Source organism: Alkalibacterium psychrotolerans (assembly GCF_054784355.1).
This window is the reverse complement of sequence record NZ_BAAGPH010000125.1, coordinates 1-13,637: the sequence shown is the minus strand read 5'-3', so window position 1 is coordinate 13,637 and position 13,637 is coordinate 1. Positions and strand designations below refer to the sequence as shown.

The following is a 13,637-nucleotide window of genomic DNA, read 5'->3' as shown; positions in this document are numbered from 1 at the left end:
GAAATGAAATGGTACCTGTTTATTATAAGAGTGTTCACGGTATTATCTATGATTATTCAGAACTCAAAAAGTAAAGGCTACGCACTATCCCAAAAAGGGCGAAGGCGTAGCCGAAGCTTTTTTTATTATTGTAGCTTTTTTTTTATTAGCACCTTATTATTTTCAATAAAATAGTGTACAGTGTCTTTAAGTAGTTTTATTCTTTAAGAAAAGGTGATTATATGAACCAGCCTTTGCTGATGGACTATGTCAATTATCTTATTTCTGAACGCACAGCTGTGAAAGTCAATCAGCTGATGTTAATTAGTGCTGGTAAAAGAACGCCTTCCAATCTGTTTATGGCTGAAAAAAACCATCTTCAAAATCTGTTTAATGTAGGGTGTCCTTTGTCAACAGTAGAGTGGGAAGATGTGTTACATAGATTAATTCAACAGAACTATGTGACAAAAAAAGAGGGGATTTATACTGGAACTTCTTTAGGAGAAATTAGAAAGAAAGAGTTTACAGAAGAAACTATAATATTCAAAGACATCTCGTCTCTGGAATTTGCTCAGACACGCCAAGTATTTTGGAACTGGTTTGTATTCGTTTCTCAAGTGCTGTCTGAAATAGCTTACGAGAATAAGCAATATATTCCGTATACCAGCAATAAAGAAGAGCAGTTAGTAGTCAAGCGCTGGCTTAAAAATCAGCAAACAGCAAGAAAAGAACTCAGACAATTATGGGCAGATACATTTACTGTTTTTTTGCAAGATTTGCCTGATAAGTATCGTAGTCTCTTAATTGATCAGCTCGTAGGATATAATAAAGAAGGACTGACAAACAGACAGCTATCTGAAAAATATAACTTATCTACAGTTGAACTATCTCTTGTTATGAATCATCTGATGCAGCTGATGATTGACCAGCTATACCAGACTGATTCACCTATAAGTTCCCTTATTGAAGAAGTTCATCGATTAAATAATTATGGGTTGAGTCAAAGTGCAGCAGTCACTTTGAAGCTGATTAAAGAGTCCTGGACAATCAAGGCCATTTCGAATAAACGTCGAATCAAACCCAATACAGTCAAAGAACATATACTAGAAATAGTACTGGTAAAAGGTGACATGCCTGCCAGCTTATTTATTCCAATTGATGTTTATCGTGACTTGAACGACTTATTTGAAACGAATCCATCGTTGACCTTTAAAGAAGCAGTGGAAACGCTAAAAGAATGTGAGTTTTTCTGGTATCGCCTGGTGGAAATTGAAAGGATGCGTGTAATGAATGACTGAAGAGGCAAATAAAGAACGGTTATCTCTTTTGTATACTAAATTCGGTTACGATTCTTTTCGCCCTGGTCAAGAAGCGGCTGTTGAGGCGGCAATGAATAACGTTCATTCCTTAGTCATGCTTCCAACAGGAACGGGAAAGACATTGTGTTATCAGTTGCCGTCTTATCTGAAACCGGGGCATACGTTAATAGTCACCCCTCTCTTATCCTTAATGGAAGATCAGGTGGACAACATGAAAAAAAATGGCGAAAAGTCAGTAGTGGCGCTCAACAGTTTTATGACCTATAAAGAAAAACACCAGACACTTAATCAACTTCATGCATATAAGTTTATTTTCACTTCACCGGAAATGCTCCAGCAAAGTCAGGTAATAGACAAGTTAAAGAAAATAAATATTTCCTTGATGGTAGTTGATGAAGCCCACTGCATTTCCCACTGGGGGATGGATTTTAGACCTGATTACTTAAAACTCGGAGAAATCAGGACTACACTTGGCAATCCACTGACAATGGCTTTGACTGCAACGGCAGTCAGCAAAGTCAGACAAGAAATTATTAACAGTTTAAATATCGGTTCGCATGTAAAAGAAATTGTCTACTCTGTTGACCGACCTGATATCCAGCTGAGAGTCAGGAAAGTTGAAGGAGACAAAGATGAGCAGCTGCTGGAACTAATAAGCCAGCTGGCCGGAGCAGGTATCGTATATTTTTCAAGCAAAAAGAAAGCAGATCAGGTAGCTGCTTTAATTAGAAATAAATTAAACCGTTCAGCCGAAAGCTATCATAGTGATTTGTCCACCAGTGACAAGAGAAAAACTCAATCACAGTTCATTCACAATCAGCTCCATATAATTTGTGCTACCAGTGCTTTCGGAATGGGAATTGATAAGGCAGATATCCGCTTTGTCATTCACTACCACCTGCCTTCAAGTCCGGAAATGTATCTTCAGGAAATCGGTAGATGCAGCAGAGACGGAAAAGGCGGGGTTGCCTGTCTGCTTTATGAAAAAGGAGACGAATACATCCAGATGCGGCTTCAGGAGGATAGTCTTCCAACGACTGATGAACTGGCTTTTGCGTATAGACATCAGGACAAACTTAAAGAGTTAGCGGATGATCACAAAGCTCATCTGGCCAGCTTTTTCATCAATCAGAATTTATCGTACACTGAGGCCGCCAACCTGATTCAGGAACGACTGAAGAGTAAAACAAGCCAATTGCGGACACTAATTAACTACGCTCAATCAGCAAACTGTTTAAGAGAAAACCTGTTAGATTATTTTAATGAATCCGTTGAGGAGCGCAGACAAGGCTGCTGTTCAAACTGTACTAGTGAGCTGACTTTACCCTTTTCGTCTGAGCTGGCGGACACTATTCAACAGAGTAATGAACAAAATTGGTACAATCAGATAAAAATGTTATTTAATTTATGAACACCGGCTTTCAACAGGCTTTTTCTATGATATAATAACATCTGAGTGGATTGAAAGGAGTATGACTATGAGTAAAAAAGATCGGGATTCTATGGAGGAACTTTGGTCAAAGCGTTTTGATGAAGAAGCGGACTTGACTGAAGATGAACCGATGTCCAGAAAAGCCAAACGTGAGAGAGAACAGGGCATTTCACCTATATTGACCGTCACAGTTATTTTTTTGGCATTATTAATTATTTTACCTATATCAGCATATGCTTGGTTTTTAAATAGAGAAGATTTATCTGAAAGTCCCTCGTCACCTTCTGTCGAACAAGTCGCTTTGGTTGAAGACGAAGAAGCGAATGAGGAATTAGAAGAAGACGAAGATGAGGAATATGAGGAAGATGAGTTAGAAGAAGACGAGGAATTAGAGGAAGAGGAAGAAATAGAAGATACTGAACCGGAAATGGAAGATACGGAAGTTGTTTCAGAAACGGAAGAATCAGCTGATTCTGCTTCAACTCAAACAGCTTCTTCCCCGGAAAGTACGGTTCAGGATGATTCTACAGCAGATGAGCAAGCCAGCCAGCCTGAATCACAATCTGAACCAGAACCAGAACCGGAACCGGAACAGAATATGTCTCAAACGGAATCAAGTCAGGAAGCTGAGTACTATATTGTCAGTGCGGGGGAAAATATGTACCGTATTGCTTTAAATCACGGATTGAGTACTGAAGAATTAATGCAGTTGAATGGCCTGAATAGTGAAACTGTCTATGTCGGCCAGGAACTGAGGGTAAAATAATCTATGTATAATGAAAGTGTGAGAAGAATGACAAATGATAGTCTAACGATAGCAATTGATGGTCCGGCATCTTCGGGTAAAAGTACTGTGGCTAAAAGAATAGCAACTGATTTAAATTTAATTTATGTGGATACAGGGGCGATGTACCGTGCGCTTACCTATAAAGCTTTAAAAGATCATGTCAATATAAAAGACGAAAAAGCACTGCTCAATTTACTGGAGAATACTGTGATTTCTTTTGAGAAAACTGAAGCGGGACAGCGTGTCTTTATCGATGGAAAAGAAGTGACGGAAGATATTAGACAGAATAACGTAACCAATACAGTTTCCATAGTTGCAGCGCATGCGAAAGTTCGCTCTGAAATGGTGAAAAGACAGCAGAAGATGGCTGCAAACAATGGAGTTGTTATGGATGGCCGAGATATCGGAACGGTCGTTTTACCTGATTCTGACCTGAAAATTTTCCTGGTAGCGAGTGTGAAAGAACGCGCGGAAAGAAGACACAAGGAAAATAAAGGCAAAGGTATCTTTTCTGATTTGGAACAGCTGAAAAAAGACATAGCTGAAAGAGATTACAAAGATTCCACACGTGATACATCCCCACTTAAGCAAGCGGATGATGCGGTGAGAATTGATACTACTAAATTAACCATTGATGAAGTGGTTGAAACAATCGAAAATTTGATTAGCACTAAGTTAAAGTAAAGGCGTAATAAAGTGTGAATATGTTTTAGTGGAAATTAAAATTCATATTCGGTACAATTATTATGTAGGAATTTTTGGTATTGGGAGGCAGACAAAGATGACAGAAAAAGAAAATAGAAATGATGTTGAAAAAGAAGAAGTAACAACTGATGAAGCGGTTGAAACTGCCAATGAGCAGGTTCAGGTAAATACACCAGCTGAGACTTCTCCAGAAGATGTAATTGCTGATAATGAGGATGCAGAGGTTCAGCCGGGAGTTTCCGCAGACCAAGCAGAATCTATGTCAGATGTCATGAAAGATGTTGTAGACATTACACCTGGAGATTTAGTGAAAGGTGAAGTTCTCGCAATCGACAATGAGAAACAAGTCATAGTCGGTTTAGGTGGCGGACAGGAAGGACTTATTCCCCCGAGAGAACTAGCTGGCGAACGCTTTGATCATCCATCTGATATCGTAGCAATTGGCGATGTTATTGATGTGGTCGTTTTAAGAGACATCAAAGATAAAGAACAGGGAAGTTTCATTCTTTCCAAAAAACGTGTAGACCAGAGAAAAGTCTGGGAAGAGCTTCAGGAAAAATACAATAACGATGAAGTTATTGAAGCGCCTGTATCTAAAGTAGTTAAAGGTGGATTGACTGTAGACCTTGGTGTTAGAGGATTTGTTCCTGCATCACAAATGGATACATCATTTGTAAGCGACTTGAATCAATTTGAAGGACAGACTTACGAGTTCAAAATTATTGAAATCGATCCAAATGAACGTCAGCTGATTCTATCCCGTAAAGTTCTGCTTGAAAAAGAACACGCAGCTGAGCGAGAAGAAGCACTGAATAACCTGGAAGAGGGCTCAGTAGTATCTGGTGAAGTTGTCCGCTTAACTAACTTTGGTGCATTTGTCAATGTTGGTGGCGTTGACGGTCTGGTGCATATTTCAGAAATTGCACACGAGCGTATTGATCATCCTAAAGACAAATTATCAAAAGGCGATAAAGTTGATGTTAAAGTTCTTAAGGTCGATAAAGAACAGGAACGTATTTCTCTATCCATTAAAGATACTTTACCTGGACCTTGGGATAATATTGAAGAAGAACTTGCCCCAGGAACTGTAACCAAAGGGACCGTTAAGCGTGTAACAGATTTCGGAGCCTTTGTTGAAGTGAAACCAGGTGTAGAAGGTCTTGTGCATATCTCTGAAATGGCTCACAAGCATGTAGAAACTCCTCATGAAGTTGTAGCCAAAGACGAAGAGATTGAAGTTAAAGTTCTCAGTGTCAACCCTTCTGAAGAGCGTATTTCTTTAAGCATTAAAGCGTTGACTGAAGACAGTGAATCACATCAAAAACCTAAAGAAGATGCAAAAGACAAGCAGGAAGAAAGACCTGAAGTCAAGCAGCCTTCTCTACGAGATGAAGAGGAAGATGGTGCCTTTACTCTAGGTGACCAGATTGGCGATCAGTTGTCCGGTTTTATGACTGACGACGACGAATAACTGATACAGTGTAAAGGTATATTAATATCTTACCGCACCCAACTGAAACAGGGCTCGCACCTGTCTTGGTTGGGTGTGACTGTTTTAATAAACAACTAGTGGAAAGAAGGTGCATGAATGACTAAACCAACAGTAGCAATAGTAGGAAGACCCAACGTAGGAAAATCCACCATTTTTAACCGAATCGTGGGTGAACGTATATCGATTGTCGAGGATACGTCCGGTGTCACCAGAGACCGGATTTACGCCGACGCCGAATGGCTTGGAAAAGAATTTTCACTCATTGACACGGGTGGCATCACTATGGAGAACGAACCACTCAATGCTCAAATTCGCTATCAGGCACAAATTGCAATTGAAGAAGCGGATGTTATCATAATGATAACCAGCGTAAAAGAGGGCATGACTAATGAAGATGAACAGGTGGCTCCAATTCTGTTCAAATCAGGTAAACCGGTGATCCTAGCTGTCAATAAAGCCGACAATCCAGAAACTCGAAATGACATTTATGAATTTTATTCTTTAGGTCTTGGAACTCCTTATCCAATCTCAGGCTCACACGGATTAGGACTGGGTGATGTCCTGGATGCAGTAATCAAGGAATTTCCGGATGATATTGAAGAAGAATATGATGAATCAACCATTAAATTCAGTATTATTGGTCGGCCTAATGTAGGGAAATCCAGCCTCGTCAATGCCATTATTGGTGAAGAACGGGTAATTGTCTCGGATATTGCCGGTACGACAAGAGAAGCCGTAGACACGCGTTTTGAGACAAAGGATGGAAGAGACTTTGTCATGATTGATACTGCCGGAATGCGGAAAAAGGGTAAAGTTTATGAAGACACAGAAAAATACAGCGTATTAAGGGCTATGAGAGCGATTGAACGCTCCGACGTCGTCTTATGTGTCATTAATGCTGAAGAGGGCATAAGAGAGCAGGATAAGAAAGTATTCGGCTATGCTCATGAAGCAGGCAAAGGGATCATTCTTGTCGTGAACAAGTGGGATACCGTAGAAAAAGAAACAAATACCATGAAAGAGTTCGAGCTGGATATCCGAGATGAATTCCAGTATCTGAGTTATGCTCCTGTTGTATTTGTTTCGGCATTGACGAAAAAACGTCTGCATTTGCTTCCGGATAAGATTGAAGAAGTGTTTATGAACCGTAACTTGCGTATTCAGTCGTCCATTTTAAATGATGTGGTTATGGATGCGGTAGCAACTAATCCAACACCAACGGATAAAGGAAGAAGACTGAAGATTTATTACGCGACTCAAGTGGCAGTTTCGCCACCAACTTTTGTAATCTTTGTTAATGATCCGGAATTAATGCACTTCTCCTATGCGCGTTTCTTGGAAAACAGATTTAGAGCAACCTTTAACTTTGAAGGAACACCTATTCGTATTATTCCGCGTAGAAGGAAATAGATTTCCATAAGTCAAGTAAAATGTTTTCAGCTAACGATATTAACTTATTTTGCTAAGAGTTTGAACAAAAGCATTGCAGTATCAACGATTCTATGGTATCTTTTTAATTGAAATGTCAAGTTTAGACTATTTCACCCATTATGTTTAATTACAAAAGAATGGTGTAAGATATCGATTTAATATCCTTATTGAATCGAATCGATCTTCTTTTGAGGAGGTGAAAGAATACGATGGCAAATAAAGCAGAATTAATCGAAAAAGTAGCAGCTTCCGCTGATCTTACTAAAAAAGATGCAACTGCAGCAGTAGAAGCGGTTTTTGAAACAATCACTGAATCACTTGCTGATGGTGAAAAAGTTCAAGTAATTGGCTTTGGTAACTTTGAAGTACGTGACCGTGCTGCACGTAAAGGACGCAATCCTCAAACTGGGGAAGAAATCCAGATTCCTGCAAGCAAAGTACCTGCATTTAAAGCGGGTAAAGCATTGAAAGATGCTGTAAAATAAAAAGTGAAAGCTTTTATTTGGTCGAGATCAATTGATCTCGACTTTTTTTATTGTGAAAAATTCTCTTGAGTCTTCTCGTTTGACATATAACATATAAGTTAGTACCCTTAAATGTGTAAAAAAAAGCCTATTAGGCAAAAAAAGGATGATGAATGGACAATGTCCACAGATATTAAAAGTAAAATAATAAAGGAAGCAGAAGAAAAGAATGTGCGATTTCTACGTCTCATGTTTACAGATATTGATGGAGTTATAAAGAATGTAGAGGTACCCATCAGCCAGCTCGATAAAGTTATGGATAATGAGATGGCCTTTGATGGCTCGTCTATTGACGGATTTGTAGAAATTGACCAGAGTGATATGAAACTGCACCCCGATTTAGATACTTGGCTAATTTTCCCATGGAATCTAGAAAATAATGACGGTAAAATAGCACGATTTATCTGTGATGTTCATATGCCTGACGGATCCCCCTTTGCAGGAGATCCAAGAAATAACCTGAAAAGAGTTTTAAAAGAAATGGATGATTTAGGCTTCGATGCGTTTAATTTAGGACCAGAACCTGAATTTTTCCTGTTTAAATTAGATGAAAACGGCAAACCAAGTAAAACGTTGAACGATAATGGCGGTTATTTCGACCTGGCACCGACTGATCTGGCTGAAAATTGCCGAAGAGACATTGTTCTTGAACTGGAGGCATTAGGCTTTGAAATTGAAGCCAGCCACCACGAAGTTGCTCCTGGACAGCATGAAATCGACTGGAAATATGCCGATGCCGTTGAAGCGTGTGACAATATTCAGACATTTAAACTGATTGTCAAGACAGTAGCAAGACAGCACGGCCTGCATGCTACCTTCATGCCTAAACCGATTGAGAATATCAGCGGTTCCGGTATGCACTTCAACATGTCGCTGTTTAATGATGAAGGAAACGTGTTCTATGATGAAGATTCAAAAGAAGGGCTAAGTGCTACAGCCTATCAATTTATAGCCGGTCTGTTGGATCACGCACCAGCTTACACCGCTGTATGTAACCCAATAGTCAATTCCTATAAGCGTCTGACTCCAGGTTTTGAAGCACCTGTTTATGTTGCATGGTCAGGAACGAACAGAACACCGCTTATAAGGGTACCTGCTTCAAGAGGCAATTCAACACGTGTGGAGCTGCGTAGTGTCGATCCGACAGCTAATCCTTATTTAGCATTAGCAGTTCTCTTAAAAGCTGGATTAAAAGGGATAGCTGAAGCTAAAAGTGCGCCTGAACCAGTGAATAAGAACATCTACAATATGGATCAGATTGAACGTGACGAGAATAATATTCAATCATTGCCTAAAGATCTTAATGAGGCTCTTATCGCACTAGGAAAAGATGAAGTCATTAAAGATGGCCTAGGTGAGCATATATTTGCCCGATTTACCGCTGCTAAATCCACTGACTGGCAGAACTATGTAAAAACTGTTTCACAATGGGAAACAGACAGATACTTTGAACTGTATTAATTCTGAAAACTATACTACCAGTAAAAAATTGCTGCAGCCTACTATCTGCAGCAGTTTTTTTGCTTTATAAGCGGAACAAATCAGCTAATCTTCTATTAAAGAGCTGACACGCATAGAATCAGAAATTCCTAATAGAATAAGCCTCTGATATGCGGGGACAGCTCCTCGTAAGGTTAATTATCAGAGCTCTGATAGGCAAATACTTTAGATTATTAAGTATTTATCAGTCAATTCGACAAGTTGTTTAGTTGGGCTTGTTGATCATTCTCCTTAGTGGTACTATTCAAAAGTGCTTTTATTATCAGTGATAATGAATGCATAATAAGAAGTGGTATAGATGGGGGAAAAGATGATGAGTAAACTTATAAAAGAGGAAATCTATCAGGAAGTAAAGGAGAAAAATGTCAGATTTTTAAGATTGATGTTCACGGATATACTGGGCGTAGTAAAAAACGTCGAAGTACCAGTGAGCCAGCTTGAAAAAGTTCTGGACGGTAAAATGATGTTTGATGGGTCATCCATCGAGGGGTTTGTCAGAATTCAAGAATCGGATATGTATCTGATACCGGACTTGGATACTTGGCTAGTGTTCTCATGGGAAACTGATTCTTCTAAAAAAGGTCGTGTAGCAAGACTGATTTGTGATATTGCTAATCCTGATGGGACACCTTTCTTAGGAGATCCTCGTACAAATTTGAAAAGAATGATGAACGAAGCACGAGAAATGGGTTATACCTCATTTAACCTTGGTCCAGAGCCTGAATTCTTCTTATTTAAATTAAATGAAAATGATGAAATTACTGAAAAGCTGAATGACAAAGGCGGTTATTTTGACTTAGCCCCAACCGATCTGGCAGAAAACTGCAGACGGGATATTGTGCTTGAACTGGAAGATTTAGGTTTTGAAATCGAAGCCAGTCATCACGAAGTTGCACCAGGTCAGCATGAAATTGACTGGAAATATGCAGATGCTGTAGAAGCGTGTGACAATATCCAGACATTTAAACTAATTGTCAAGACTGTAGCTCGTAAGTACGGTCTGCACGCAACATTTATGGCTAAACCATTGTTTGGTATTAATGGGTCCGGAATGCATTGTAATATGTCTCTATTTAAAGGAGAAGAGAATGCCTTTTTTGACGAAGCTGACGAAAGACAATTGAGTACTGAAGCGTATCAGTTCTTGTCCGGTCTACTGCACCATGCACCTGCCTATACAGCCATTACTAATCCGACAGTTAACTCTTATAAGCGTTTAGTACCAGGATATGAAGCCCCGGTATATATTGCCTGGTCATGCTCAAACCGAACACCAATGATAAGAATACCAGCTTCTAGGGGCTTATCTACACGTTTAGAGGTCAGATCAGTTGATCCGATGGCGAATCCTTATCTTGCACTGGCAGTTATGCTGAAAGCAGGACTTGATGGAATCAAGAATGAAATGACGCCTCCTGAAGAAACAAATGATAATATTTACGACATGAATGAAGTTGAGCTGGAAGAACAGTCAATCAGTTCACTGCCAACCAGCCTTCATAGCGCATTAAAAGCATTAAAAAGAAATGAAACAATTAAGGAAGCTCTAGGAAATCACATTTACATTAATTTTGTGAAATCAAAAATGATAGAATGGGATTCATACAAAGCAGAAGTCAGTCAGTGGGAAAAAGAAAACTACCTGCATTTATATTAATTTGAAAAATCCGGGATGCACGAGATTAACTCTCTCGCATCCCGGATTTTTACATAGAAAAAAAGCACCCTGTCCACTATAAGGAGAGGAATGCTTATAATACGTTCCGGGAGGGATTCGAACCCCCGACCGTTCGCTTAGAAGGCGAATGCTCTATCCAGCTGAGCTACCGGAACTTTATAACAACAGAATTTATTATATAATCTATTCAGTCATAAGTCAATACTCTTTTTTGATTTTTAAGTTACTTTGTTGGTTAGTTTTAAAAAGCTTTGGTAAAATATAAAGTAGAAAACTAAAGGAGGTCGACTCTATGAAGTTTGTAACAGCCCACCAAAATGTGGAAAATCTTGTAGCCGAGTTGGAGAATTTTATTCAAAGTGGAGCGTTTCATGCCAATAATTTGGTTGTTGTGACACTTGAAGAACACGCGTCTGATTTAAAATCAATGGTACCAACTGAAATAGAGACAGTGAAAGAAAGTGATTTTGAAGACAATGAACCATTAAATAACCATGGACTTGATAAAAGTGATGTAGATTTGTATGATGATGTTTTAAGAAATGGGGGCTATGTTGTGCTTCAAAAAGATAACAACGAGCATACACCAGAAAAGGTTTCAGATGATGAACAAATAGACAAGGCCGGTTCAAGTAAAGATGTAGAACTACATGCGCCAGGCTTTGGAGTGGATATTGAGGATCCAGACTCCAGCGCAGAAAACCACGAAGACAACTTTAATCCGGATAACCCTAATCCTCAAGCGGGGAAATAGGGCTATTTAAATTAATAAAGCCAGCTTATTATGCAAAAAGTGATAATAAGCTGGCTTTCACCATTCCTGATTGCTATTCAAAATATATTTAAGTATACTAGTACAGTAGAAATATAATGTGTTATATGGCAATCTTGTATTGCTGAATGCTTTGAACAGCCAGCTTGCCTTTGCTTGCGCTGAGTTGGCTGAAGTCTTATTTGAAAGGAAGCCGATATATGAATAAAAAAGACTGGTTTACTATTCCTAATATACTGTCTTATTTTAGACTCGGGCTGATTCCTTTCTTTTCCTATGCTTACCTTTCTGCACAAACCCAGAGTGAATATACGTTTGCTACAGGCCTTCTAGTTGTTTCGGGAGCTACAGATGCACTGGATGGCTTTATAGCCCGTCGGTTTAATCAGGGAACTAAATTAGGCCAACTTCTAGATCCCATAGCGGATAAACTAACCCAAATTGCTGTTGCGGCAGTATTAATGTTCAATTGGCCTGTATTTAGCCTTTTACTAGCCTTGTTTTTAATTAAGGAAACATATATGTTCATTGAGAATATTCGACTGTATAAAAAAGACATTACTCTTGACGGTTCAAAATGGTATGGGAAAATAGCAACCATTGTTTTTTATTTGACAATGTTTCTGGCAGTTTTTTTCCCAGGTTTAAATGAAGCGACCATTATATTTCTTGTTGTGTTCGCAAGCTACTTTCAGATAAGAGCCCTTTATCATTATAGTCGTTTATTTCAGACTCTGCATAAATCTAAAGATGCCAGCTGATAAAGGTAGTTTAATCAGTAAAATTATAAAATAACAGTGAGTTAAAGTTTTTTTAAAACCGGTCCCACTTTAAAGTGGTCAGGTAAATTGAAATGGTGGTGAGTTCGATGAGTGAAAACAAAGAAGAGTTAAAGGCGTTAACAATTTTATTTAGAGCGTCTTCAAGTGTCGAAAAAGTAGTGAAAAATGACATGTCACGATATGGTCTAAACGCTACTGAATTTTCTGTACTTGAGCTCTTATACAATAAAGGCAGACAGCCGATTCAAATGATAGGGAAACAGATCCTGTTGGCCTCAAGCAGTATTACCTATGTGGTCGATCGTCTCGAAGAAAAAAATTATGTAAATCGTATTGCTGACAAGTTTGATCGGCGTGTGACCTTCTGTGAACTGACGGAAGAAGGAAAGCAGTTAATGGACGATGTATTCCCTAAACATGCAATGAAAATTGCGGAATTATTCGAAGAGTGTTCAGAAGAAGAAATTAAGATTCTTCAGGATACATTAAAAAAGGTAGGCTATAAAGCTGTTGATTTGTTAGATTAATATTATTCGCTATTAACCTCAATTCGCTATATTTATACTTTTATGGTATAATGATTAAAGGAGTTTAATATTTAATAAAGAATTGAGGGAATGATAGTGGCTAAAGAAGAAATTACAGCTGAAGTCCAGCAATTAGTAGAGACTGAACTTCGAAAAGGGGCCAGCAACTCCCGTATTGCTAATTTATTGGATTTACCCTATAAAGAAGCAGTCGAAATTATTGAATCAATTAAAGAAGATTTAAGGCCTGATGTCGGAGATGAAATAGTTTTCTCTTTCCGTGATGAACCGATGGAAGGGATAATTGAAAAGCTACTGACAAACAGTGCCATTGTTAGAATCAACTGGAATCATTCAGCTGAAAGAATGCATGATTTAGTTGAAGAAAAAACGGTAGTAAACTTTAAGGATATTGAAGGATTTAAAAATCAGATGGATGACTGAACAACATAAAGACGAGCCACATATACGTGGATTGTCTTTTTTTTTTACTATTTTTTCTTGACACATGTAAATTTGTGAGTTAATATTTTGAATGTCAAACAGTTTGACTATCAAACAAAAATAACTGAATAGGAGGAGCTGATGTGGAACCGCAGATAAACGAAATAAACAGTTACCTTGTATCTATATTCAATGATGTATTGATGATCGAGGAACGGACATTGCAGACGAGTCAATTTAAAGATGTTTCAATAAAAGAAATGCA

Annotated in this window: 13 protein-coding genes, 1 tRNA gene and 1 pseudogene; 14 read left to right on the top strand and 1 reads right to left on the bottom strand. The window is 38.6% G+C overall.

The features are described from left to right. Window positions 1-221: 221 nt before the first annotated feature. The 9 genes from ACYVLS_RS10125 to glnA (ACYVLS_RS10085) all read left to right on the top strand — a co-directional run bounded on the left by ACYVLS_RS10125 (window position 222) and on the right by glnA (ACYVLS_RS10085) (window position 10,826). A complete protein-coding gene (locus ACYVLS_RS10125; RefSeq protein ID WP_460324161.1) occupies window positions 222-1,277 on the top strand; it encodes a helix-turn-helix domain-containing protein in 1,056 nt (351 codons plus the stop codon). Beyond that, the gene (locus tag ACYVLS_RS10120) at window positions 1,270-2,709 is read left to right on the top strand and encodes a RecQ family ATP-dependent DNA helicase (RefSeq protein WP_460324159.1); all 1,440 of its coding nucleotides are present in this window, start codon (window positions 1,270-1,272) and stop codon (window positions 2,707-2,709) included. Before ACYVLS_RS10125 ends, ACYVLS_RS10120 begins: the two co-directional genes overlap by 8 nt. 67 nt (window positions 2,710-2,776) lie before the next feature. Beyond that, a complete protein-coding gene (locus ACYVLS_RS10115) occupies window positions 2,777-3,496 on the top strand; it encodes a LysM peptidoglycan-binding domain-containing protein (protein ID WP_460324157.1) in 720 nt (239 codons plus the stop codon). 27 nt (window positions 3,497-3,523) lie between these two features. Continuing rightward, a complete protein-coding gene (gene cmk, locus ACYVLS_RS10110; protein WP_460324155.1) occupies window positions 3,524-4,201 on the top strand; it encodes a (d)CMP kinase in 678 nt (225 codons plus the stop codon). 97 nt (window positions 4,202-4,298) lie between these two features. Further along, a complete protein-coding gene (gene rpsA, locus ACYVLS_RS10105) occupies window positions 4,299-5,693 on the top strand; it encodes a 30S ribosomal protein S1 (protein WP_460324153.1) in 1,395 nt (464 codons plus the stop codon). Window positions 5,694-5,810: 117 nt separating this feature from the next. Continuing rightward, window positions 5,811-7,124: a ribosome biogenesis GTPase Der gene (der, locus tag ACYVLS_RS10100; protein ID WP_460324151.1), complete on the top strand. Its 1,314-nt coding sequence runs from the start codon at window positions 5,811-5,813 to the stop codon at window positions 7,122-7,124. A 230-nt stretch (window positions 7,125-7,354) separates the two neighbouring features. Continuing rightward, window positions 7,355-7,630: an HU family DNA-binding protein gene (locus ACYVLS_RS10095; protein WP_460324149.1), complete on the top strand. Its 276-nt coding sequence runs from the start codon at window positions 7,355-7,357 to the stop codon at window positions 7,628-7,630. A gap of 159 nt (window positions 7,631-7,789) precedes the next feature. Next, window positions 7,790-9,130, top strand: a complete 1,341-nt coding sequence (gene glnA, locus ACYVLS_RS10090; protein ID WP_460324147.1) for a type I glutamate--ammonia ligase — start codon at window positions 7,790-7,792, stop codon at window positions 9,128-9,130. 349 nt (window positions 9,131-9,479) lie between these two features. Next, entirely contained in the window at window positions 9,480-10,826 is a 1,347-nt protein-coding gene (gene glnA / locus ACYVLS_RS10085) for a type I glutamate--ammonia ligase (RefSeq protein WP_460324145.1), read from the top strand. Window positions 10,827-10,928: 102 nt separating this feature from the next. Here glnA (ACYVLS_RS10085) and ACYVLS_RS10080 read toward each other — a convergent pair. After that, window positions 10,929-11,002, bottom strand: a tRNA-Arg gene (locus ACYVLS_RS10080). 137 nt (window positions 11,003-11,139) lie between these two features. On the opposite strand from ACYVLS_RS10080, the gene ACYVLS_RS10075 reads away from it, so the two are divergent. The 5 genes and pseudogenes from ACYVLS_RS10075 to ACYVLS_RS10055 all read left to right on the top strand — a co-directional run. Next, window positions 11,140-11,601 carry a hypothetical protein gene (locus tag ACYVLS_RS10075; protein ID WP_460324143.1) on the top strand — a complete coding sequence of 154 codons (462 nt, stop codon included), beginning with the start codon at window positions 11,140-11,142 and terminating at the stop codon, window positions 11,599-11,601. A 218-nt stretch (window positions 11,602-11,819) separates the two neighbouring features. Next, on the top strand, window positions 11,820-12,380 hold the full coding sequence (locus tag ACYVLS_RS10070; protein ID WP_460324141.1) for a CDP-alcohol phosphatidyltransferase family protein: 561 nt from the start codon (window positions 11,820-11,822) through the stop codon (window positions 12,378-12,380). A gap of 107 nt (window positions 12,381-12,487) precedes the next feature. Next, window positions 12,488-12,928 (top strand): MarR family winged helix-turn-helix transcriptional regulator, encoded by a 441-nt coding sequence (locus ACYVLS_RS10065; RefSeq protein ID WP_460324139.1) that lies wholly within the window; start codon window positions 12,488-12,490, stop codon window positions 12,926-12,928. Window positions 12,929-13,018: 90 nt separating this feature from the next. Then, window positions 13,019-13,372, top strand: a complete 354-nt coding sequence (locus tag ACYVLS_RS10060; protein ID WP_460324137.1) for a DUF2187 domain-containing protein — start codon at window positions 13,019-13,021, stop codon at window positions 13,370-13,372. 143 nt (window positions 13,373-13,515) lie between these two features. After that, window positions 13,516-13,637, top strand: a pseudogene (locus tag ACYVLS_RS10055) (MarR family transcriptional regulator); the annotation flags it as partial.